17 protein-coding genes are annotated in these 22,801 nt (G+C 73.5%); 7 read left to right on the forward strand and 10 right to left on the reverse strand.

Annotated elements, in window-relative coordinates; genetic code table 11:
* Window positions 1–9: 9 nt before the first annotated feature.
* On the forward strand, window positions 10–1,275 hold the full coding sequence (locus Q0858_RS04565; protein ID WP_299051500.1) for a vanadium-dependent haloperoxidase: 1,266 nt from the start codon (window positions 10–12) through the stop codon (window positions 1,273–1,275).
* A 23-nt stretch (window positions 1,276–1,298) separates the two neighbouring features.
* Here Q0858_RS04565 and mce read toward each other — a convergent pair whose 3' ends face one another.
* A complete protein-coding gene (gene mce, locus Q0858_RS04570; protein ID WP_299051502.1) occupies window positions 1,299–1,745 on the reverse strand; it encodes a methylmalonyl-CoA epimerase in 447 nt (148 codons plus the stop codon).
* Between the two features lie 140 nt (window positions 1,746–1,885).
* Here mce and Q0858_RS04575 point away from each other — a divergent pair, with 140 nt between their 5' ends.
* The 3 genes from Q0858_RS04575 to Q0858_RS04585 are packed head-to-tail and all read left to right on the forward strand — an operon-like array spanning window position 1,886 to window position 5,412.
* Complete coding sequence (locus Q0858_RS04575) at window positions 1,886–3,073, forward strand: acetyl-CoA C-acetyltransferase (RefSeq protein ID WP_299051503.1); 1,188 nt, start codon at window positions 1,886–1,888, stop codon at window positions 3,071–3,073.
* Window positions 3,070–4,074 (forward strand): methylmalonyl Co-A mutase-associated GTPase MeaB, encoded by a 1,005-nt coding sequence (gene meaB, locus Q0858_RS04580; RefSeq protein ID WP_299051766.1) that lies wholly within the window; start codon window positions 3,070–3,072, stop codon window positions 4,072–4,074. Before Q0858_RS04575 ends, meaB begins: the two co-directional genes overlap by 4 nt.
* Before the next feature lie 42 nt (window positions 4,075–4,116).
* Entirely contained in the window at window positions 4,117–5,412 is a 1,296-nt protein-coding gene (locus Q0858_RS04585) for a hypothetical protein (RefSeq protein ID WP_299051504.1), read from the forward strand.
* Here Q0858_RS04585 and Q0858_RS04590 read toward each other — a convergent pair.
* Window positions 5,409–6,488 (reverse strand): serine/threonine-protein kinase, encoded by a 1,080-nt coding sequence (locus Q0858_RS04590; RefSeq protein WP_299051505.1) that lies wholly within the window; start codon window positions 6,486–6,488, stop codon window positions 5,409–5,411. The genes Q0858_RS04585 and Q0858_RS04590 overlap by 4 nt on opposite strands.
* A 46-nt stretch (window positions 6,489–6,534) precedes the next feature.
* On the opposite strand from Q0858_RS04590, the gene Q0858_RS04595 reads away from it, so the two are divergent.
* Both Q0858_RS04595 and Q0858_RS04600 read left to right on the forward strand, forming a co-directional pair.
* Window positions 6,535–7,524, forward strand: a complete 990-nt coding sequence (locus tag Q0858_RS04595; RefSeq protein ID WP_299051507.1) for a tetratricopeptide repeat protein — start codon at window positions 6,535–6,537, stop codon at window positions 7,522–7,524.
* 11 nt (window positions 7,525–7,535) lie between these two features.
* Entirely contained in the window at window positions 7,536–8,273 is a 738-nt protein-coding gene (locus tag Q0858_RS04600; protein WP_299051509.1) for an NUDIX hydrolase, read from the forward strand.
* 36 nt (window positions 8,274–8,309) lie between these two features.
* On the opposite strand, the gene Q0858_RS04605 is transcribed toward Q0858_RS04600, so the two are convergent.
* The 5 genes from Q0858_RS04605 to Q0858_RS04625 all read right to left on the reverse strand — a co-directional run bounded on the left by Q0858_RS04605 (window position 8,310) and on the right by Q0858_RS04625 (window position 16,997).
* A complete protein-coding gene (locus tag Q0858_RS04605) occupies window positions 8,310–9,248 on the reverse strand; it encodes a hypothetical protein (protein WP_299051512.1) in 939 nt (312 codons plus the stop codon).
* A gap of 273 nt (window positions 9,249–9,521) precedes the next feature.
* Entirely contained in the window at window positions 9,522–11,804 is a 2,283-nt protein-coding gene (gene glgB, locus Q0858_RS04610) for a 1,4-alpha-glucan branching protein GlgB (protein ID WP_299051513.1), read from the reverse strand.
* Complete coding sequence (locus Q0858_RS04615; RefSeq protein ID WP_299051515.1) at window positions 11,801–13,246, reverse strand: phosphotransferase; 1,446 nt, start codon at window positions 13,244–13,246, stop codon at window positions 11,801–11,803. Before Q0858_RS04615 ends, glgB begins: the two co-directional genes overlap by 4 nt.
* The gene (treS, locus tag Q0858_RS04620; RefSeq protein ID WP_299051517.1) at window positions 13,243–15,021 is read right to left on the reverse strand and encodes a maltose alpha-D-glucosyltransferase; all 1,779 of its coding nucleotides are present in this window, start codon (window positions 15,019–15,021) and stop codon (window positions 13,243–13,245) included. Before treS ends, Q0858_RS04615 begins: the two co-directional genes overlap by 4 nt.
* Entirely contained in the window at window positions 15,018–16,997 is a 1,980-nt protein-coding gene (locus Q0858_RS04625; RefSeq protein WP_299051519.1) for a maltotransferase domain-containing protein, read from the reverse strand. Before Q0858_RS04625 ends, treS begins: the two co-directional genes overlap by 4 nt.
* Window positions 16,998–17,516: 519 nt before the next feature.
* Here Q0858_RS04625 and Q0858_RS04630 point away from each other — a divergent pair.
* Complete coding sequence (locus Q0858_RS04630; protein WP_299051521.1) at window positions 17,517–17,729, forward strand: GIY-YIG nuclease family protein; 213 nt, start codon at window positions 17,517–17,519, stop codon at window positions 17,727–17,729.
* Between the two features lie 325 nt (window positions 17,730–18,054).
* Here Q0858_RS04630 and Q0858_RS04635 read toward each other — a convergent pair whose 3' ends face one another.
* The 3 genes from Q0858_RS04635 to Q0858_RS04645 all read right to left on the reverse strand — a co-directional run bounded on the left by Q0858_RS04635 (window position 18,055) and on the right by Q0858_RS04645 (window position 22,758).
* Window positions 18,055–18,891, reverse strand: coding sequence for an N-acetylmuramoyl-L-alanine amidase (locus tag Q0858_RS04635; RefSeq protein ID WP_299051522.1), 837 nt, complete (start codon window positions 18,889–18,891; stop codon window positions 18,055–18,057).
* Window positions 18,869–19,099, reverse strand: a complete 231-nt coding sequence (locus tag Q0858_RS04640; RefSeq protein ID WP_299051524.1) for a hypothetical protein — start codon at window positions 19,097–19,099, stop codon at window positions 18,869–18,871. Before Q0858_RS04640 ends, Q0858_RS04635 begins: the two co-directional genes overlap by 23 nt.
* A gap of 131 nt (window positions 19,100–19,230) precedes the next feature.
* A complete protein-coding gene (locus Q0858_RS04645; RefSeq protein WP_299051526.1) occupies window positions 19,231–22,758 on the reverse strand; it encodes a M36 family metallopeptidase in 3,528 nt (1,175 codons plus the stop codon).
* Between the last annotated feature and the right edge of the window lie 43 nt (window positions 22,759–22,801).

Consider the following 22,801-nt stretch of genomic DNA (forward strand, 5'->3'; position numbering starts at 1 on the left):
GGGCGAGCGGTGACCGGGGTCCTGGCCCTGCTCCTGCTCGTGGCGGGTTGTGGTGGGGACGGCCCGGCGCCGCCGGAGCCGGTGGTGGTGCCGGGTGGCGTCGACGCCGCCGACCCCGTGCTCGGCTGGTTCGACGTCACCACCGCCGCGGTCGACGCCCTCGACTCGCCGGTCCAGTCACCCCGCAGCGCACTGTGGGCGACCGCGTGGGGCGCCGGCGACCGGGCGGTGTCCGCCGCGGCGACGCCGGGTTCGCCGGGGTCGCCGGGCGCGGGGGCGGTGGCGTTCGCCCGAGCGGTCCACGACGTGCTCGTCGACCGGGTCCCCGCCGTCCAGGAGGCCGCCGACGCCCAGCTGGAGGCGACCCTGGCCGCCACCGAGGCCGGTCCCGACCGGGACCGGGCCGTCGACCTCGGCGCCGCGGCGGCGGCGGAGGTGCTCGCGGAACGGTCCGACGACGGCCTGGGCGCCGACGCGGTGGCCGCCGGCGCCGAGTCGTTCAGGCCCCGCGGTGGTGCCGGCTCCTGGGTGCTCACCGACGTCGACAGCACACCGAGCCAGTCCGCGCTGGGCCGGGCGACGCCGTTCCTCGTGGCCCCCGACGAGGTGGACGTGCCGTCACCGCTCGAGCTCGGCACACCGGCGTACCGGGAGGACCTGGCGAAGGTCCGCGCCCTCGGCGGGCGCACCGGGTCCGACCGCACGGCGGGGCAGACCGCGACGGCGTCCTTCTGGGCCGACGACAGCCTCGGGTCCTACACGCAGGTGCTGCGGGGGCTCCTCGAGCGGGACCCCGGCCGGCCCCTCGCGCAGCGCGTCCACCTGGTCGCGGTCTTCCACCAGGTCAGCACCGACGCGCAGATCGCCTGCTTCGCCGCGAAGTACGACGTCCAATTCTGGCGGCCGGTCACCGCGGTCCGGGAGGCCGCTCCCGACGGCTACCCGATCCCCGACGGCGACCCGCGGACCGTGCCGGACCCGGCCTGGGAGCCGCTGCTGGAGACCCCGTCGCACCCGGAGTTCCCGAGCGCGCACACCGTGTTCGCGGGTGCGGCCGAGGTGGTCCTCGACGCCCTGGCGGGGCCACCGTCCGAGCCGGTGCGGATCGACGTCGACGGCGTCGGGACGCGGGCCTACACCGACTGGACCGACCTGGTCGAGGAGAACGTGGACGCCCGGGTCTGGTCCGGCATCCACTACCGGACCTCCGACGAGGCCGGCGCCACGCTGGGCCGCGGGGTGGCCCGGCTCGCCCTGGACCGGCTGGGCGACTGACCAGCGGTGGTCGGGACCGTCGCTCAGGCGGGGGCGGGCTCGACCAGCTCGACGAGGACCCCGCCGGCGTCCTTCGGGTGGACGAAGTTGATGCGCGAGCCGGCGGTGCCGCGGCGCGGCTCGTCGTACAGCAGGCGCAGGCCGCGCTCGCGCAGCGTCGCGCTGACGGCCTCGACGTCCACCACGCGGTAGGCGACCTGCTGGAGGCCGGGGCCGCTGCGGTCGAGGAACTTCGCGATCGTCGACTCCGGCGACAGCGGCGCGAGCAGCTGCACGTGGGAGCCGGAGTCACCGACGGCCATCATCGCCTCGCGGACGCCCTGCTCGTCGTTGACCTCCTCGTGCGCCAGCGTCATCCCGAAGGAGTCGCGGTAGAACGCGATGGCCGCATCCAGGTCGGGCACGGCGATGCCGACGTGGTCGACGGCGGTGAACAGGTCGGAGGGCAGGTCGGCCAGGGGAGCGCTCATGCCGCCATCGTCGTACGGCGGACCGCCCGGCGGCGAGGGGTGTGACGTGCGTGACACCTCTCGTCGCCGTCGGTGGGCGTCGGTAGTGTCCGAGTCCTGAGCACGAGCAGCCGCACCGCCCACCCCGCCTGGAGGCACCCATGTCCGGATCCGTCATCGTCGCCGGGGCCCGCACCCCCATCGGCCGCCTGCTCGGCGGGCTGAAGACCCTCAGCGCCGCCGACCTCGGCGGCGTCGCCATCAAGGGCGCGCTGGAGAAGGCCGGGGTCTCGGGCGACCAGGTCGACTACCTGATCATGGGCCAGGTCATCCTCGCCGGCGCCGGCCAGAACCCCGCCCGCACCGCCGGCCTCGCGGCCGGTCTGCCGGCGTCGCTGCCGTCGATCACGATCAACAAGGTCTGCCTGTCGGGCCTCAACGCCATCGCGACGGCCGACCAGATGATCCGCGCCGGCGAGGCCGAGGTGATCGTGGCGGGCGGCATGGAGTCGATGACCAACGCCCCGCACCTGCTGCCGAAGTCCCGCGAGGGCACGAAGTACGGCGACGCGACGCTCGTCGACTCGATGGCGTACGACGCGCTGTACGACCAGCTCACCCAGCAGGCCATGGGAGCGCTGACCGAGCAGTGCAACGCCGACGGCCTCCAGCTGACCCGCGAGGAGCAGGACGCGTTCTCCGCGCGCTCCCACCAGCGGGCCGCCGAGGGCTGGAAGAACGGCGTCTTCGACGACGAGGTCGTCCCGGTCTCGATCCCGCAGCGCAAGGGCGACCCGGTCGTCGTCAGCACCGACGAGGGTGTCCGCGGCGACACCACCACCGAGTCGCTCGGCGGACTGCGTCCCGCCTTCGACAAGCAGGGCACCATCACCGCCGGCTCCGCCTCCCAGATCTCCGACGGCGCCTGCGCCGTGGTCGTCATGAGCAAGGCGAAGGCCGAGGAGCTCGGCCTGGAGTGGCTCGCCGAGATCGGCGCGCACGGCATGGTCGCCGGCCCCGACTCCACCCTGCAGATGCAGCCCGCCAACGCCACCGCCAAGGCCTGCGCGAAGGAGGGCATCGAGCCCTCCAGCCTCGACCTGGTCGAGTTCAACGAGGCCTTCGCGGCGGTCGGCATCGCCTCCGCGCGCGAGCTCGGCCTCGACGAGGACAAGGTCAACGTCAACGGCGGCGCCATCGCGCTGGGCCACCCCGTCGGCATGTCCGGCGCGCGCGTCGTCCTCCACCTCGCCCTCGAGCTCAAGCGCCGCGGCGGCGGCACCGGCGCGGCCGCGCTCTGCGGCGGCGGCGGCCAGGGCGACGCCCTGATCGTCAAGGTCCCCGCCTGAGCGGCACCACCCGACGCCCCGGACGTCCTGGACGGCACGGCGGCGACGCCGCGGACCTCGTCACCCGCGCCCGCGCGGGTGAGGTCCGCGCCGTCGCCCGCCTCGTGTCGTGGGTCGAGGACGAGGCCCCGGGTCTCCCGGAGGTCGCCCGGCTGCTCGCCCCGCACACCGGCCGCGCGCAGGTGATCGGGGTGACGGGCGCCCCCGGCGTGGGGAAGTCGACCACCACCAACGCGCTGATCGCGGCGCTGCGGGCGGCCGGCCGGTCCGTGGGCGTCCTCGCCGTCGACCCCTCGTCGCCCTTCTCGGGTGGCGCCCTGCTCGGCGACCGCGTCCGCATGGGTGACCACGCCGGGGACGGCGGCGTGTTCATCCGGTCCATGGCCGCGCGCGGCCACCTCGGCGGGCTCGCCTGGTCGACGCCGCAGGCGGTGCGGGTCCTCGACGCGTCGGGGTACGACGTCGTGCTGGTCGAGACCGTCGGCGTCGGCCAGTCGGAGGTCGAGGTCGCGGGCCTCGCGGACACCACGCTCGTGCTCCTGGCGCCGGGCCTCGGCGACGGGATCCAGGCGGCGAAGGCCGGGATCCTCGAGACGGCCGACGTCCTGTGCGTCAACAAGGCCGACCGCGAGGGCGCCGACCGGCTGGTGCACGACCTGCGCGCCGCGATGAACCTCTCCGAGCGGCACCCCGACGACTGGCGCCCGCCGATCCAGCGCGCCGTCGCCCGGGACGGGACCGGGATGCCGGAGCTCGTGGGCCGCCTGGACGAGCACCGCGCGTGGCTGGAGTCGTCCGGCGACCTGGCGCGGCGTCGTACGCGGCGGGCCCGGGCGGAGGTCGAGGCCATCGCGGTGGCCCGGCTGCGCTCGCGGTGGGCCGACCTGTCGGGCTCCGCGGACCTCGACGACCTCGCGGCGGCCGTCGCCGCGGGCGACTCGGACCCGTACGCCGCCGCCGGGGTCCTGCTCGCCGACCTCCCCGACGGCGCCGGTCCCTGAGGTCGGGTTGGCCCGGTCCGCGGACGGGTAGGGTCCACGACCGTGCTGCGCCGTCTCCTCGCCCTCAGCCTGGCCACCGGGCTGCTGACCCTGTCCGGGGTCGTCGGCGGGCCGGCGTACGCCGACGAGGCGGAGACCTCGCCCGCCGGCGGGATGGTGCTGCCCGGTGAGGACCTCGAGGAGGAGTCCTCCGACCTCGGGGCGCCCGTCACCGTCACCGCCGGCACGTGGCGCGGCGAGCTGGGGGAGGGCGGGAGCGCCGACGCCGCGCGCTACTTCGCCTACGACCGGGTCACGCCCGGCAGCTCGCTGGTGGTCTCGGTGCTGAGCCCCGGTGCCGAGCAGTCGGCGCCGGACGGCATCTCCCTGTCGGCGGTGAGCGCCGACGGCGAGGACTGCACGATCTCGCCGAGCACGGCGACCCGGTTCGAGACGGACTTCGCCACGATGAGCGCCAGCCTGGTCGTCGGGGTCCAGGACGCGGTCGCCGGCGACGACGAGTACCTCTGCCTGACCGACGACCGCATCGTCCTCGGCGTCACCCGCGACGACGAGGCCGAGGGCGCGGCGCCGTACGCGCTGCGGATCGTGGAGGAGTCGCCGCTGGCCTCCGGCGACGGCCTGCCCGGCGCGCTGGAGGAGTTCCCCGAGCCGGAGGCGCCGAGTGTCGACGGCGACGCCGAGGCCGTGTCCGGCACCCCCGGTCTCGAGGACGCGCCCGAGGTCCGCGACGGCATCTACCAGCAGTCGGGCTCCTCCGACCGGACCACCTACTACCGCGTCCCCGACGTCGGGTGGGGCCAGAGCGTGCGCGCCGCGGCCGTCGTCCAGCCGTCGTCCGACCTGGACCAGTTCGAGTCCGGCCCGGAGGTGACGGTGGCCGTCCTCAGCCCCATGGGCGAGCCCCTGACGGACGACTACACGAACGTCAGCGGCTCCGAGCCGGAACGGACGGTCGTCGACTCCGGCCCGGTGCGCTACAAGAACCGGTTCAACCAGTCCGTGGCCCTGCCCTGGGCGGCGGGCGACCACTTCCTCCGCGTCACCGTCGAGCCGAGGGACGGCGAGCAGATGGACGTCGACTACACCCTCCAGGTGCAGGTCGCCGGCGAGGAGGACGACGCCCCCGACTTCACCGACGACGACGCCTACCTCGTCGCGGACGGCGACCAGCAGCCGGTCATCACGGCCTGGGGCGTCTCCGGGTTCGACCGGGTGCTCGGAGGGCTGGCGACGATCGTGCGGTACGCCGGCGCCGGGATCCTCGCCGTCCTCGGGCTCGTCGCGCTCGTCGCCGGGGCCCGCACCCTCCGGGCGCCCCGGCCCGCGGCGGCCTAGCCCGACAGCGCCAGCACCGCGGCGAGGACGAGCAGGACGACACCGACCCCGACCAGGCCCGCCCCCTTGACCGTCTGCCCGAGCGGGCGCCGGGCGGCCGCCGCCGACGCGGCCGGCGCCCCACCGGCGTACGCCGAGGCCGGGGAGTGGGTCGGCACGCCCGAGCCCTGCGCGAGGTGGGGCGTGCGGGTCGGGGCCTGGGAGGCGTCCATCGGGGTGCCGGCCGGTGGGTGGTCGTAGGCCGCGAAGACGTCCGCGACCTCGATGCGCTCGCCCGGCTCGGCGGGCAGGGAGGCGAGGTCGAGCGCGAGGAGGTCCTCCCGCATCCGGGCGGCGTCGACGGGCCGCGCCTGCGAGTCGGGGTCGGCGGCGCGTCGCAGCAGGTCGACGAGGCCGGCGACCCGGGCGTCGTGGGCCTGCGGGACCGGCAGGTCCGGGCCGAAGCCGCCGTCCGCCGGCGGCCGGATCCCGCTGAGCATCTCGAGGCCGACGACGCCGACGGAGTAGAGGTCCTGGCGCGGGTCGGGGTCGGCGCCGTGCTCCTGCTCGGGCGGCATGTAGCCCGGGGTCCCGATGGCGCCGCCGGCCCGCGTCATCCGCGGGGAGTCGACGGGCGCCGCGATCCCGAAGTCCGTGAGCCGCAGGTGCGGCCGGGCGCGGCCGGTGGGCTCGAGCAGCAGGTTGGCCGGCTTCACGTCGCGGTGCACGATCCCCGCCGCGTGGACGGCCTCCAGCGCCTGCAGGGTCTGGTCGAGGAGCGTCGCCGTCCACCGGGCGGGCAGGGCTCCGAAGCCACGGATCAGGTCGGCGACCGACCCGCCCCGCACCAGCGGCATCGTGAACAGCACCCGGTCGTCCATGCCCGCCCACGACTCCGGGGTCACGACGTGGCGGTGGTCGATCCGCACCGACTGCTCGCGGACGAACCGCAGCAGCGAGGCGGCGTCCGACTGCTGCAGGATCTTGGCGACCTTGAGGCGACCGTCGCTCTGGTCGCGGATGGTCCACACCGTGCCCATGCCGCCCATCGCGACCGGCTCGAGCAGCTCGTAGCGCCCCGCGAAGACCTCACCCACGGGGCCACCCTAGGTCCGCCCGCGGGCGATGGGCGAGGATGGGGCCATGTCGCAGCAGCCGTTCAGCCGCCCCGGCGCGGTCGACCTGTCCGCCCTGAAGCGCCCCGCCCCGCCCGCCGGTGGAGCCCCCGGCGCGGCCGGTGGGCCGGCCGGCCCCGGCGCGGGTGGAGCGCCCGGCGCGGGACCCGGCGGAGCGGGTGTGCGGGGTGCGTACGCCGTCTCGCTGGACGAGCAGAACTTCCAGGCCACCCTCGAGGCGTCGATGTCGGCGCCGGTGCTCCTGGTCTTCTACTCGCCGTCCCGCATGCCGGAGAGCGCGCAGCTCGCCGAGGACCTCGCTCTGCTGTCCGACGAGTTCGCCGGCCGCTTCCTCGCCGGTCTCGTCGACATCGACGCCGTCCCGCAGATCGCGCAGGCCATGCAGATCCCGTCGGTGCCGCTCGTCGTCGCCGTCCTCGAGGGCCGACCGGCCCCGCTGCTGCAGGACGTCGTCCCGCTCGAGGAGCTGCGGACCGCGCTGACCCAGGTGATGCAGCAGCTCGCGTCGCAGGGCATGACCGGACGCCACCAGCCGCTCACCGCGGGCGTCGCCGAGGTCGAGGACCCCGACGCCGAGCCGCCGCTCGACCCGCGCTTCGTGCCGGCCGAGGACGCCCTGCAGCGGGGGGACGCCGCCGCCGCGGTCGCGGAGTACCAGAAGCTCGTCGACGCCAACCCCGCCGACACCGAGGCCGCCGCGGGGCTGGCCCGGTCCAAGCTGCTGCAGCGCGCCGGGACCGCCGACCTGAACGAGGCCCGCGCGGCCGCGGCCGCCGCCCCGGACGACATCGACGCCCAGCTGCTCGTCGCCGACCTGGACCTGCTCGGCGGGCACGTCGAGGACGCCTTCTCCCGCCTCGTCGACCTGGTCCGACGGACGCGCGAGGGCGACCGGAACCGGGTCCGCGAGCACCTCGTCGAGCTGTTCGGTGTCGTCGGCAACGACGACCCGCGCGTGCAGCGCGGCCGGCAGAACCTGGCCTCGGCGCTGTTCTGAACGCCCCGGACATGCCCACCGACCCCACCGTCGAGACCCTCGACGACGGTGTCGCCCGTGTGCGCTGGACCGGCGCGGGGGCGGACGCCGTCCGCGCCGCCGTCGACGAGGCCCTCGTCTCGCACGGACGGGTCGAGGCCCACGTCGCCGCGGACGACACCGCGGGCCAGCGCACCGCCACCTGGTCCGGCCTGCGCAAGGAGGGCGTACGACGGGGGGTCGCCGGCGACCACGTCGTGTACGCCCGCCTGCGCTCCGACGCGCCGGTCGGCGAGCCGGACGGCTTCCGGGCCCTCCTGAACAGCTTCCTGCCGCGCAAGCGGGGGATCGGCCAGATGCTGATCCGCGACGACCGGGGACGCGTGCTGCTGTGCCGCCTCACCTACAAGCGCGACTGGGACCTGCCCGGCGGCGTCGTCGAGGTGGGGGAGTCACCCCGCGTCGCGGTGGGCCGGGAGGTCCTCGAGGAGCTGGCGCTCCAGATCGACCCGGGCCCGCTGCTGCTGACCGACTGGCTGCCCCCGTGGGGTGGCTGGGACGACGCCCTCTGCCTCGTCTTCGACGGCGGCACCCACACCCCGGCCCTGCTCGACCGGGTGGTCCGCCAGGAGCGGGAGATCCGCGACGTCGAGTTCTGCGACCCCGACCAGGTCGAGGAGCGCTGCGCCGACTTCACCGCCCGCCGCGTCCGCGCCGCGCTCGCCGCCCTCGACGGCGGTACGACGTACACGGAGTCCGGGCGGGTCTGAGGACCGGCGAGCCTGATGTCCGGCGGGGCTCGGCGCTCAGGACAGACCGAGCATCCGACGGATCCGTTGGGCGGTGACGGTCGGACGGGAGTAGTCGGACCAGATGAGGCGCACCATCCCGCAGCCGGTGGCCTCCCGCATGCGGTCCTCCCGGTTCTTCTCGCCGAACACGACCTCGCCGGGGTCCTGGCCCGGGCGCAGGAGACGCCGGTACTTCCACTGACCGTCGAACTCGCCCAGCAGCCGGAACTCGCGCCACCACCAGTCGGTGGTGCCGATCAGCTCGCCATCGGGTGTGCGTACCTCGTGCTGCACCACGGGCTGCGGGATCCGGTGCTGGCGGAAGAGCCACCGTCCGCGGCTCTCCCCGGGGCCGTCCGCGCCGGGCTCGACCATGCGCAGCGGGATGTGCAGCCGACGGGTGTTCGGCCAGTCGGCCATGAGGTCGGAGCGGTGCAGGAGGTCCTCGGGGGTGCAGAGGCCGAGGTGGGTCATCGAGTCGAAGACCACGAGGGCGCGTTCCCCGTCGGCGAGGCTGGCGGCCTCGATCGCTGCACGGTCGGGCCGTGTCACGAGCATCCCGTCGACCTCCACCACGTCGTCCTCGGTGAGCCGGCCTGCGTGGAACGTGACGTCCGCCTCGACGCGGCTCGACCGGCCGTCGAGCCGGGTGACGTGCACCCGGTCGAGGCAGTGGCCCCAGACCACCCCGCCCTGCACGAGCACGGAGGAGACGTGGCTGAGGGCGAAGCCCGGGCCGAGGGACCGCAGCACGGCGCGACAGCGCACGACGTGGCGCCGCGCGTCGTCGTACCCGCGCCAGACATCGACGAACGCGTACGAGCCGCGGCGGAACCGAACGACCAGGTCGGCCCTGACCGCAGCCGTGAGGTCGCCGTCCCGGTAGCCACGGGAGAGGGCGTCGGCGCGGGTGAAGAAGCCGCGTGCTTCGGCGAGCAGTCTGAGGTCGTCCACGCCCCGAGGGTCGACGAGCGAGCCGTCGTTCGGCGCCGCCGGCGACGTCCCGGTGGACAGCTGGTCCCGCCCGGCGGGTGTGGACGGGTTGTGGCCCACGCCGTCCCCACGCGGCTCACCACGCTAGGGAGGTGAGCCGCCGGTCAGCGAGGTGAGCTCACCTCGCCAGGCGCCTGCTCGCCTCCCTAGCGTGGTGAGCGACACGCCCGACGCCGCAGCTCACCCACCTAGCGTGGTGAGCCACGACGGCGCCGGGGCCGGTCGGCGTCGCGCTCAGGCGCGGCGGCGGAACCAGACGGTGGCGAGCGGGGGCAGGCGGACGTCGGCGTGGGCGGGCTGGCCGGAGACGTCGCCGGCGACGGCCTCGACCGAGCCGAGGTTGCCGACGCCGGAGCCGGTGTAGCCCTCGGCGTCGGTGTTGAGGACCTCGTCCCACACTCCGGCGGCGGGCAGGCCGAGCCGGTAGCCCTCGTGGGGGACGGCGGCGAAGTTCGCCACGCAGACCAGGTCCGGCGACCCGCCGTCCGGCGAGCGCCGGACGAACGAGAACACGTTGTGGCCGGCGTCGTTGGCGTCGACCCAGCTGAACCCCTCGTGGGAGGAGTCGGCCGACCACAGCGCCGGGCTGTCGAGGTAGACGTTGTTGAGGTCGCGCACCAGCGAGTGGACGCCGCGGTGCTCGGGGTGGTCGAGCAGCCACCAGTCGAGCTCGCGGGACTCCGCCCACTCCGACTCCTGGCCCATCTCGGCGCCCATGAAGAGCAGCTGCTTGCCGGGGTGCGCCCACATGTACGCCAGGTAGGCGCGCAGGTTCGCGAGCTGCTGCCACCGGTCGCCCGGCATCTTGCGCAGCAACGAGCCCTTCCCGTGCACGACCTCGTCGTGGCTGATCGGGAGCACGAAGTTCTCCGAGTAGGCGTAGACCAGCGCGAACGTCAGCTCGCCGTGGTGGTGCGACCGGTAGATCGGGTCGTACGCCACGTAGCCCAGCGAGTCGTGCATCCAGCCCATGTTCCACTTGAAGCCGAAACCCAGACCGCCTTGGTCGGTCGGCTTCGTGACCCCGGGCCAGGAGGTGGACTCCTCCGCGATCGTCACCACGCCGGGGCAGCGGCGGTAGACGGTCGCGTTCATCTCCTGCAGCATCGCGACGGCCTCGAGGTTCTCGCGGCCGCCGAGGTGGTTCGGCGTCCACTCGCCCTCGGCGCGTGAGTAGTCGAGGTACAGCATCGAGGCGACGCCGTCGACACGGAGGCCGTCGGCGTGGAACTCCTCGCACCAGTAGACGGCGTTCGCATAGAGGAAGTTGCGGACCTCGCGGCGACCGAAGTCGAAGATGTGGGAGCCCCACTCCTTGTGCCACCCGCGCTGCGGGTTCGGGTCCTCGTACAGCGGCTGTCCGTCGAAGCGCACCAGCGCCCACGGGTCCGTCGCGAAGTGGCCCGGCACCCAGTCCAGGATCACGCCGATCCCCGCCTGGTGCAGGCGGTCGACCAGCAGCCGGAAGCCGTCCGGGTCGCCGAAGCGGCTGTCGGGCGCGAAGTACGACGTCACGTGGTAGCCCCACGACCCGCCGAACGGGTGCTGCATCACCGGCATCATCTCGACGTGGGTGAAGCCCAGGTCGGAGACGTAGGCGACCAGCTCGTCGGCGAGCTGCTCCCAGGAGCGGTCGCGCCGCCAGGACGCCAGGTGCACCTCGTACGTCGACATCGGCGCCGCCACCGGCTGCTTCTCCGCGCGGGCCGCCATCCACTCCGCGTCGTCCCACGTGTACGACGACTCGAAGACGCGGCTGGCCGTCTCCGGGGGCGTCTCGGCCCAGGCCGCGAGCGGGTCGGCGCGGTCGGTCCAGACGCCGTCGGAGCCGAGGACGGCGTACTTGTAGCGGGTCCCGGAGCCGACGTCGGGGACGAACAGCTCCCAGACGCCGGACGTGCCGAGCTGCCGCATCGGGTGCTGCGCGCCGTCCCAGCCGTTGAAGTCGCCCTTCACGCGGACGGCGCGGGCGCGGGGCGCCCACACGGCGAACGCGGTGCCGACCACGTCGCCCTCGAGCCCGCCGGTGTAGCGGTGCACGCGCGCGCCGAGGACGGTCCACAGCTGCTCGTGGCGGCCCTCGTTGACCAGGTGCAGGTCGGTCTGGCCGAGGCTCGGCAGGAACCGGTACGGGTCGTCGGTGACGTGGTGCGCGCCGTCGGGGTAGGTGACCGATACCCGGTAGTCCGGCGTCTCGGCGAGCGGCAGCACGCCGGCCCAGATCCCGCCGTGCTCGTGGGTCAGCGCGGTCTCCAGCGAGCCGTCGGGGGACGGCGCGGCGCCGTGCCGGATCGTCACCGACTCGGCGAACGGCCGCAGCACGCGGACGGTCACGCCCGAGCCGTCGGCCGCCGGGTGGGCGCCGAGGATCGCGTGCGGGTCGCCGTGCTGGCCGTGCAGCAGCAGGTCGAGCTGGTCGGTCGGCACCGGGACGGGCCCGGCCCCCGGGCTGGCCGGCGTGGGCTCGGGCGTGGGCTCGGGCGTGGGAGGGGTGGGCGGGGTGGGCGGGGTGGTCATCGGGCTCCGATCCGAGCGATGGCTGCAAGCGGGATGGACACCCACGTCGGCCGGTTGCGGGTCTCGTACACGGTCTCGTAGACCGCCTTGTCGGCGACGTACGCCGTGAGCAGGGCGCGTTCGGCGTCGGTCAGGTCGCGAGCGGCGTACGCCGTCAGGAAGGCCTCGCGGTTGCGGTCGGCCCACTCGGCGGCGCGGTAGGCCCGCTGCGGGGCGCCCTCGCCCTCGTCGTCGTCGATGGTGTGCTGCACGACGCGCGGCACGTAGTCGAAGGAGCGCAGCATCCCGGCGACGTCGCGCCACGGGGAGTCGGGCAGCACGCGCTCGGCGAGCTGCTTGGCGGGCTCGCCCTCGAAGTCGACGATCTTCCAGCCCTTGGTGGTCCGCAGGGTCTGGCCGAGGTGCAGGTCGCCGTGGATCCGCTGCACGGGGATGCCGTCCAGGGTCGCGATGTCGGAGTACAGGCTGCGCAGGGCCGCGGCGTCGGCCTCGAGCTCAGGGACGACGGGCAGCGCCTCCTCGAGGCGCCGGGTCATCGCGGCGGCCAGCTCACCCATGGCGGCGCGGTCGGCGTCCGCGGTGGGGAAGTGCTCGGCGAGGGTGGCGTGGACCTCCGCGAGCGCGACCCCGAGCCGGGCGGACTCGCCCGCGAAGTCACCACCGACCTCGTCGGCGTGCAGGTCGGCCTCGGCGAACAGGTTCCGGACGCTGGCCAGGCCGAGCTCCCAGCCGTCGGAGGCGGTGCGGAGGAACTGCTGGATCATCGCGAGGTGCAGCGGCTCGCCGGTGGCGGGGTCGCGCGCCTCGAGCCAGCCGTACAGCGCGGCGACGTGCTCGGACTCCGCGCGCGTCAGCACCTCGTGGATCGTGATGTCGGGGTTGAGCCCGGTGGTGACCTTGCGGAACACCTTCATCAGCGAGTCCTCGCCGAAGGCGACCGAGGAGTTCGACTGCTCGCCGGTGAACAGCAGCGAGGTGGCGGTGTCGTCGAGCGTGTAGAACGGCAGCCGGTGGAACGACAGACCGTCGGTCTGCATCACCTTGTCGGGGGCCTCGAAGGCGTCCGAGAAGGCCGTCAGCCAGCCGGCCATCGCGGTGCGGTCGTGCAGCGCGTCGTACGCGTGCTCCGGCCGAGCCCCGTCGTTCTCGCCGCCGTCGGTGGGCGTGTACATCCCGACCTGGGCGTACTCGAGGTGCTCCTGCGGCTCGGCGTAGCAGGACAGCGGCACCTGGTAGGTCTCGCGGGAGTCCGTCGCCGTGCCCTCGGCGTACGCCACGTCGACGAGCAGGACCCGGACCGTCGGACCGTCGGCGGGCACGGAGCCGAGGTGGGTGACGCCCGTGACGGAGAACGCGCGGCCCTTGCCCCCGAACCAGCGGGTCCGCACCAGGTAGGCCTCGAGGGCGGCGAGGAGCGGGTCGGTGCCGGGTACGGCGTTCACAGCAGGCCCCCCGTCGTCGTGGTCTCCGGCGCGGTGAGGCGGAACCAGTAGAAGCCGTACGCCGACAGCGTCAGCAGGTACGGCAGCTCGCCGATCACGGGGAACGGCACCCCACCGAGCAGCTCGACGGGGCGGTACCCCTCCCAGCGGCGCAGATCCAGCTCCACCGGCTGCGGGAAGCGCGACAGGTTGTTGACGCAGAGGATGACGTCCTGGCCGTCGACCGGGTCGGTGTGCGTGCGCAGGTAGGACAGCACCGACGGGTTCGAGCCGCCGAGGTCGACGAAGTCCCCGAGCCCGAACGCGCCGTGCTGGCGGCGGGCGTGGATCATCCGGCGGGTCCAGTGCAGCAGCGAGGACGAGCTCTCCAGCTGCGCCTCGACGTTGACCGACTGGTAGCCGAACACCGGGTCCTGGATCAGCGGCAGGTCGAGCCGCCCCGGGGTGGCCGAGGAGAAACCGGCGTTGCGGTCCGGCGTCCACTGCATCGGGGTCCGGACGCCGTCGCGGTCGCCCAGCCAGATGTTGTCGCCCATCCCGATCTCGTCGCCGTAGTAGAGGACGGGGGAGCCCGGCAGCGACAGCAGCAGGGCGTTGAACAGCTCGAGCCGGTTGATGTCGTTGTCGAGCAGGGGGGCCAGGCGTCGTCGGATGCCGATGTTGGCCTTCATGCGGGGGTCCTTGGCGTACTCCTCCCACATGTAGTCGCGGTCGGTGTCGCTGACCATCTCGAGGGTGAGCTCGTCGTGGTTGCGCAGGAAGATGCCCCACTGGCAGTTGTCCGGGATCGCCGGCGTCTGCTCGAGGATCTCCGAGATGGGGTAGCGCGACTCGCGCCGCACCGCCATGAAGATGCGCGGCATCACGGGGAAGTGGAACGCCATGTGGCACTCGTCGCCGCCGACGGAGTAGTCGCCGAAGTACTCCACGACGTCGGCCGGCCACTGGTTCGCCTCGCACAGCAGCACCCGGCCGGGGAACTCCTCGTCGACGAAGCGGCGGACCTTCTTGAGGAACTCGTGGGTCTCGGGAAGGTTCTCGCCGTTCGTCCCGGGCCGCTCGTAGAGGTAGGGCACCGCGTCGAGGCGGAAGCCGTCGAGGCCCATGTCCAGCCACGTGCGCATCGAGTCGATCATCGCCTCGTGCACGGCCGGGTTGTCGAAGTTGAGGTCCGGCTGGTGGTGGAAGAACCGGTGCCAGAAGTACTGGCCGCGGACCGGGTCCCACGTCCAGTTGCTCGGCTCGGTGTCGACGAAGATGACCCGCGCCTCGGAGTAGAGCTCGTCGGTGTCGGACCAGACGTAGAAGTCGCCGTACGGGCCGTCGGGGTCCTTGCGGGACTCCTGGAACCACATGTGCTGGTCCGAGGTGTGGTTGCAGACGAAGTCGATGATCACCCGGATGCCGCGGGAGTGGGCCTCGTCGAGGAGGTGGTGGAAGTCCTCGACCGTGCCGACCTCGGGCAGGACGCCGTTGTAGTCGGCGACGTCGTACCCGCCGTCGCGGAGCGGGGAGGGGAAGAACGGCGGGATCCACAGGCAATCGACGCCGAGCCACTGGAGGTAGTCCAGCTTCTCGACCAGGCCCTTGAAGTCACCGGTGCCGTCGCCGTTGGAGTCACGGAACGACCGCACCAGGACCTCGTAGAAGACCGCGGTCTTGAACCAGTCCGGGGTGTCGCCGGCGGCGTACTCGGCGTTGTCGGCCGCGGTGGTGCCGGCGGCCGGGTCGGACTCGACGGCGGGGTCGCCGTCGAAGGTGAGGTCGTCGGTCACGGGGTTCTCCTGACGACCAGCACGTGGGCCGGCTCGTGGTGGGGGTCGAGGCGGACGTAGTTGCGCTCGCCCCAGCCGTAGCTCTCGCCGGTGATCTCGTCGGTGACGGTGAACCCGTCGTGCCAGTCCATGCCGAGGGCGGGCATGTCGAGGTGCACCGTGGTCTCGCGGGTGGCGTGGGGGTCGAGGTTGAGCACGACGATGACCTGGTCGTCGCCGTGGGACTTGGAGAACACGAGCGTGTGGTCGTCGTCCGCGTGGTGCAGGCGCAGGTTGCGCAGCAGCTGCAGCGCCGGGTGGCGACGCCGGACGTCGTTCAGCCGCGTGATGTACGGCGCGAGCGTCCGGCCCTCGGCGGCCGCGGCGTCCCAGTCGCGCACCCGCACCTGGAACTTCTCGGTGTCCAGGTACTCCTCGCTGCCCGGCTTCACCGCGACGTGCTCGTAGAGCTCGTAGCCGGAGTAGACGCCCCACGAGGGGGCCGACATCGACGCCAGCACGGCGCGGATCTTGAACGCCGGCGGGCCGCCGTACTGCAGGGAGGCGTGGAGGATGTCGGGGGTGTTGACGAAGAAGTTGGGCCGCATCAGGTGGTCGGTCTCGGAGGAGAGCTCGCGGAGGTACTCCTCGATCTCCCACTTCGCCGTCCGCCACGTGAAGTACGTGTAGGACTGCTGGAACCCGATCGCGCCCAGCCCGTGCATCATCGCGGGCTTCGTGAAGGCCTCGGCGAGGAACAGCACGTCGGGGTCGGTACGGCGGACCTCGCCGAGCAGCCACTCCCAGAACGCGACGGGCTTGGTGTGGGGGTTGTCGACCCGGAAGATCCGCACGCCCCGGCTGATCCACAGACGCACGATCCGGAGCACCTCGCGGCAGATGCCGGTCGGGTCGTTGTCGAAGTTGACCGGGTAGATGTCCTGGTACTTCTTCGGCGGGTTCTCGGCGAACGCGATGGTGCCGTCGGCGCGGGTGGTGAACCACTCGGGGTGCGCGGTCACCCAGGGGTGGTCGGGGGCGGCCTGGAGCGCCAGGTCGAGCGCCACCTCGAGGCCGAGGCCGGTCGCGTGGGCGACGAACGCCTCGAAGTCCGCCTCGTCACCGAGGTCGGGGTGGATGGCGTCGTGGCCGCCGTCCTTGCTGCCGATGGCCCAGGGGCTGCCGGGGTCGTCGGGGCCGGGCGTCAGGGTGTTGTTGGGGCCCTTGCGGTTGACCTCGCCGATCGGGTGGATCGGGGGCAGGTAGACGACGTCGAAGCCCATGTCCTTCGCGCGGTCGAGGCCCGCCACGGCGGTGCGGAAGGTGCCGGAGACGACCTTGCCGGTCGCCTCGTCGACGTACGCGCCCTCGGAGCGGGGGAAGAACTCGTACCAGGAGCCGTACAGCGCCCGCGGGCGGTCGGCGTACGCCCGGAACGGGCCGGCGGTGGTGACGAGCTCGCGCAGCGGGTGCGCGGTCATGACGCCGACCAGGGCCGGGTCCTGCAGCGCGGCCAGCCGGGCCTCGACGGGACGGGTCGTGTCCGTGCACGCCTCGATGCCCGAGGCGACGACCGCCTGCTCCTCGGCGGTCCCGCCGGTCGCGCCGAGGTCGGCGGCGACGCGCTCCAGCAGGAGGCGGCCCTCGGTGAACATCAGCTCGACGTCGACGCCGGCGGGGATCTTCAGGCCGGCGGCGTGCTCCCAGGTCGCGAGGGGGTCGGACCAGGCCACCACCTCGAAGCCCCAGGCGCCGGGGGCGTCGGGCGTGACCCAGGCGCTGTAGAGGTTCGGGGTGTCGGCGTCCTCGACCATCCGCACCGGCGCTCGGCGCCCGCCGCTGGGGTCGACGAGGACCACCTCGGCGCCGAGCCGGTCGTGGCCCTCGCGGAACACGGTGGCGGTGACGGGGAAGGGCTCGCCCACGGTCGCCTTCGCGGGCAGGCGCCCGAGATCGACCACGGGCGAGACGTCCATGACGGGGATGCGTCCGACCATGACTCGACCCTAGTCAGCCCCGCACCCCCGCCCGCAACCGCGCGTCCACGGCGGACCCGCCCCCGCTGGTCGAGCCCGGTCCCCGCCACAGCTGGTCGAGCAGCACGCGAGCGCAGCGAGCGCGCGTCGTCGAGACGCGGGCAGCACGGCTGGTCGAGCAGCACGCGAGGGCAGCGAGCGCGCGTCGTCGAGACCACGGGCAGCACGGCTGGTCGAGCCCGGTCCCCGCCGCAGCCGGTCAAGCAGCACGCGAGCGCAGCCAGCGCGCGTCGTCGAGACGCGGGCAGCACGGCTGGTCGAGCCCGGTCCCCGCCACAGCTGGTCGAGCAGCACGCGAGTGCAGCGAGCGCGCGTCGTCGAGACCACGGGCAGCACGGCTGGTCGAGCCCGGTCCCCGCCACAGCTGGTCGAGCAGCACGCGAGGGCAGCGAGCGCGCGTCGTCGAGACCCGACGAGGGTTGTCCACAGGCCCGAGCATTCGCACTGGCCACCGCGGCCGCCGGACCCGAGGATCTCGGCATGAGCCGGTCCGCGTTCGCCTACATGCTCCGCTGCAGCGACGGCAGCTACTACGTGGGCAGCACCACCGATCTCGACGCCCGTCTGAACCAGCACAACCTGGGCATGGGTGCCGAGTACACGCGGCGTCGCCTTCCCGTCGTCCTCGTCTGGCACGAGCAGTTCGAGCGGATCGACGAGGCCTTCGCGCGGGAGAAGCAGATCCAGAACTGAAGCCGCCGCAAGCGTGAGGCGCTGATCGACCAGCGGTACGACGTGCTGCCGGCACTGGCCGAGAGTCACTACTGGTCGCAGGTGCGCGAGGCGGAGGCGCGTCGGCGGGGGCCGTCGTAGAACGCTCGCCGTGGTCTCGACGACGCGCGCTCGCTGGCGCTCGCGTGCTGCTCGACCAGCTGAGGGTTCGGGGTCTCGACGACGCGCGCTCGCCGCTCGACCGGCTGGGTCCGGGTCTCGACGACGCGCGCTCGCTGGCGCTCGCGTGCTGCTCGACCAGCTGAGTGTTCGGGGTCTCGACGACGCGCGCTCGACCGGCTGCGGCTCAGACCGGGCAGGAGTCGACGCGGAGGTTGGGCCCGGTCTCGACGTAGTGGCACGTGACGTAGCCGGACGCCGGCGCGGTGATCTTCGCCCAGTTGCGGGAGGTGTTGCCGCCGATGGTCACCGCCTCGCCGACGGCCTGGCACTGGACCGTCATGACCGTGCCGTTGGCCAGGCTCGCCACGACGGCGCCGGAGGTCGACGGCGTGGTCCGGACGTTGAGGTTGCCGACCGTGGCCCGCAGCGGGGTGCCCTCGGACGGTGGGTCGGTCGGTGGCGTCCCTCCCTGGGCCGCGGCGACGTCGGCCCGCATCGAGTCCAGGGTGATGAAGGAGGGGTCGATCTTGCCGGTCGTCGAGGTCTCCCGGTGGCCCCGGGCGTACGACGAGTCGCGGCCGAGGCGGTCCAGCACGGCCGCCGTCGCGGTGACGGAGGCGTTGTACTGCGCCGTCGTCATCTGCTGGCGCACGCCGCCACCGCCGTCGCCGGCGTAGTCGATCTCCCACCCGATCATCAGCGTGTTGCCGTCGCCCGCCGGGATCGGGCCGGACCCGGCGCTGCGGCCGGCGTGGTTGGCCCGGTTGGCGCTGATGACGTGGAAGACGCCGTGGTAGTCGACGAGCGCGTGGCACAGCGGCCCGGGCAGGTCGGAGCGCCCGTTGATGCAGATGTTCAGCGCCGGGTGAGGGTTCGACGCGCTGCTCGGCGCCGCGGTGTGGTGCCACAGCACGCCGATGGGGGAGAACGACGACCCGGCGCTGCGGGAGAGCCAGTTCCCCTCCTCGACCACCTGCACGCCGGCGGCGCGGAGGACGTCAGCCAGCCACGAGATCGCCACGGCTCACCACCCCCATCTCGATGAGGTCGGCCAGGCAGGACGGCTCGGCCACCTGCTCGTAGCCGCGGGCGTCCACGCCGTCGCCGGCGCGCTCGTCGGCGTAGGCCGGGGCGTCGCCCAGGACGGTGAGCGCGGCCGGAGCGACGGCCAGCGCGCCCAGCCCCTTGAGCACTCCTCGGCGCCCCGCACGCAGCGGGGTGGGATCCATCGGGGGTGTCATGGCCCCACACCACCACGTCGACCCGGCGGGTCGAAACGGGGAGATCCCTTGTCGGGGAAGGACCGAGGGCCCGGCCGCTGCAGGTGTGGTCGGGCCCTCGGCGTGTGGGGAGCTGCGGGTCAGTAGACCTGCAGCTCGGCGGCCCGCACCGACTCGTCACGATCGGTGGCGGACGTGCAGTCCGTGTCGTTCGTGGGGTCGTCGTCCTGCTCCCCGGCGTACCCGCCGAAGCCGGTGCACTGGTTCTCCAGGGCGACGAACCGCAGCGCCTGCGCCTTGGTGGCGGGCACCGTGAACGACCGCAGCTGCTGCGTGCCGATCGTCGGGCGGGGCCGCACGGACGGGAACGCGTCGGCCGGCGAGGTGTAGAACCGGCGGAACGTCGCGTCCGGGCTGCCGCACTGCGAGACGCACGCCTCGAGGGCGAAGCGGCGCAGCGAGGTGAAGCGCGACCCGGCGTCCGTGTCGTCCTCGCCCTCCGCCGCGGCGGGCCGCAGCATCGCGCTGACCTGGACCCGGCGCACCGTGCGGACGCCGCCCGCGAGGTCCACCGTGACCGACGGGCTGGTGCCCTGGTCGACCGGGACACCCGTGCCCGAGCTGCGCCCGGCCCAGTTGGTGGCCTCGGTGCCGTCGATCAGGTCGTCGGCGTTCAACGACCCGGCCGTGCTCGTGGTGACCTTCGCCCCGTTCGCGGCGGCGGCCAGGTTCTCCGGCGCGGCGACGCTGACGGTACGACGCTCGCCCGGCTTGACGGTCAGCGAGAAGCGCTTCGCGCCCCGGGTGGGGGAGACGTAGAGCATCTCGTAGGTGCCGGGCACGAGGGTGGCGGTGTCGCCGAGCTCGGTGCCGCGCCGCGTGTCCGCCACGGGGCGGGAGCGGGCCTCGAACTGACCGACGTACACGTTGCCGGCACCGGCGGTGTCGAAGGTGATCCGGCCGTTGTCCGAGCGCGGGGAGGCGAAGCCGCCGACGACGGTGGTGTCGTCACCGCCGCGGCTGACAGCGTCCTCGCCCATGCCCCGACGGGCGAAGGCGTCCCAGATGACCTTCTGGTTCGCGCCGTTGAAGCGCACCCGGTCCGCGGCGAGGAAGGCGTCGCGCATGTCGAGCATGCTGACCGAGCCGCTGGCCTGGAGGAGGAACGAGTCGAACATCAGCTGGACCCAGCGGCGGTTGCCCGCGCAGACCTGCGGCCGCAGCGGGGAGGCGGCGGCCCGGCCCTGGGCGCAGCTGAGCTGGCGCTTGGCGTCGCGGTAGGGGTAGTCGCGCTCCCACTTCTCGACGAGGGCCTGACGGACCTCCCACATGGTGCCGTTCCAGATCTCGCCGTCGGCGTGGACCTCGGCGCCGGTGGTGTCGTAGCCGTAGTTGGAGTAGTTCAGCGGGTTCTTGTTCGTCGCGTAGTTCCGGATGCCGGTGACCTTGTTGCCGGTCGCGTAGGCGCCGGTGACGAACGGGTCGGCGCCCTGGTCGTAGCCGTGGCTGAAGATGTACTCCGAGGCGACCAGGTCGCTCCAGGACTCACCCATGGCGCCGCCCTGCTCCGAGGTCAGGCCCTCGTCCGGTCCGGCGATCATCCGGTTGCTGATGGCGTGGGTGTACTCGTGGCCGGCGATGCTGAAGTCGAGCGCACCGTCAACGCACGGGGAGTAGAACGCCCCCGCGATCGGCTGGAACAAGTACTGGTTCGTGATGCCGGGGATGCCGTCCTGCAGCGTGATCTGGTTGGCGTTGTCACGGCCGAGGCCGGTGAGGACCGGTGCGCCGGACAGCGCACCCGCCTGCACGTTGCCGACCTCGGGGTCGCGCTCGCGGCTGGCGTCCGGGTTCTTCCCGAAGTTGCTCACCTGCATGTTGTAGTTCTGCTCGGTGAAGCCGAGGCCGTAGCCGTAGTCGTGCATCCGGTTGTGCTGCACGTTCAGGTTGGTCGTCGCGTAGACGACGTCGTTGCCGCCGGGCACCAGCTGCGCGGGGTTGCAGCGCGCGTTGTTCCACGCGTCGGTGAAGCGCGGCGTGGTGTAGCGGCGCTCGGGAGAGAACGGGCGCTGCATCAGGCCGCCCGGGGTCAGCGGGCTGGCCCACGCCTCGGCGGTGTTCGCGTTGTTGCCGAGCGAGGTGAAGCTGGGCACGTTGACGCCGGGGATGATGTCCCAGGGTGCGCTGAACGGCTGGTCGACCGGTCCGCTCTCGAGCGTGCAGCCCTTCGGCTTGTCGCCGAGGCCCCGTCGTCCGCCCCAGCAGGCCACCCGGTCGTTGGTCGGGGTGGTGTCGGCGCTGAAGTCGAGCTCGGGGTTCGCGGGGAAGAAGCGGTAGCGCGGCAGCTGGTCGGAGGGGTTGCCACCGCCGCCACCGCCGGGCAGGCCCTCGTCGCTGGTCTGGACGACGCCGGCGTACGTGCCGGGCTCCATCACCGAGGCCGCGTCGAACGGGCAGACCTGGACGGAGTACTCACCGGCCGGGATCGGGTCGTCCGGGGAGTAGGTGAGGGCCTCCGGGGAGGTCAGGAGGTCCTGGCTGACGAGCAGGTCGCCGTTCGGGTCGAACAGCTTGACGGTGACGTCGTTGGTCGGGATCGCCGCGGTGACGCCGACGACGATGGAGCGCGTCGCGTCGTCCGTGAGCGGGACCGGGTAGGGGTCGTCGCAGGCGGTCGGGGTGATGCTGCCCTGGAAGGGCAGGGTCTGGGTGGTCGTCGCCACGGGCGCGGCGCCCACGGCGTGCTCGACCTGGTTCTCGCGGAACAGGACCTCGCCGGTCACGGCGTCCACCAGGGAGGTGTAGGCCAGGGAGGCGCGGTCGTCGGTCGGGACGGCGTCGACGACGTTGGCCTCGACCACCGGACGCACCGTGCCGTCGGCGAGCGCGAGGGCGGTGGGCCGGGCCTGCTGCTCCTGGGCGAGGCCGTCGACGGTCAGCCGGGTCCACGGCGCGGCGGCGCCGACGGCGTCGGAGACGTCGTCCACGACATCGTTCACGACGTCGCCCGCGGACACGGGCAGCCCGACCTCGTCGGCCGCGGCCAGCCAGCCCTCGACGGGGCTGAGGTCGGCGGTGTCGTCGAGCGCGCCGGGCTCGGCCTTGACCAGGGACGACGACACGTAGTGCACGCGGCCGTCCTTCACGGCGACCGTCACGAGCCCGCCGCGCGCCGAGCCGAAGCCATCCTCGCCGAAGGTCTGGCGGAACAGCACCGCCCGGCCGCTGGACTGGCGGAGCTTCTGGGCGTTCACCAGCTCGAGGCCGTCGACGACCTCCTCGTTGATCCCGAGCACGTCGCGGTGCTCGCTGAGCCAGGCGGTGGCGCCCGCGACGGCGTCGCCCGGCGCGTCGCCGAGGTCGGCGCCACGGGCCGGGCTCACCGAGCCTGCGGTGCCGAAGGTGTTCCACGAGACCCGGAAGCCCGCGCGGCGCGCGGCGTCGACCTGGCCGGCGGTGCGGTCGACGGAGTCGCGGAGGTCGAGGTCGCTCAGGCCGTGGGGCGAGTCCCCGAGCGTGCGGACGTCGTCGGGGGAGGAGGGGGCCGCCGGAGCGGTCGTGACGCCGGAGATGGCCGGCAGGGGTGCGAGGGCGGGGACCGCGATGGCGAGCCCGAGGCCGAGGCCGAGAACCCGGAGGCGGGGACGGCGTGGACGACTGGTGGTCATGACTGCTCCCAACGTGACCCGGGGCACGTGGTTACGGCCTGTC

Origin of the sequence: uncultured Nocardioides sp., from assembly GCF_947489365.1 — a bacterium.
Lineage (GTDB): Bacteria > Actinomycetota > Actinomycetes > Propionibacteriales > Nocardioidaceae > Nocardioides.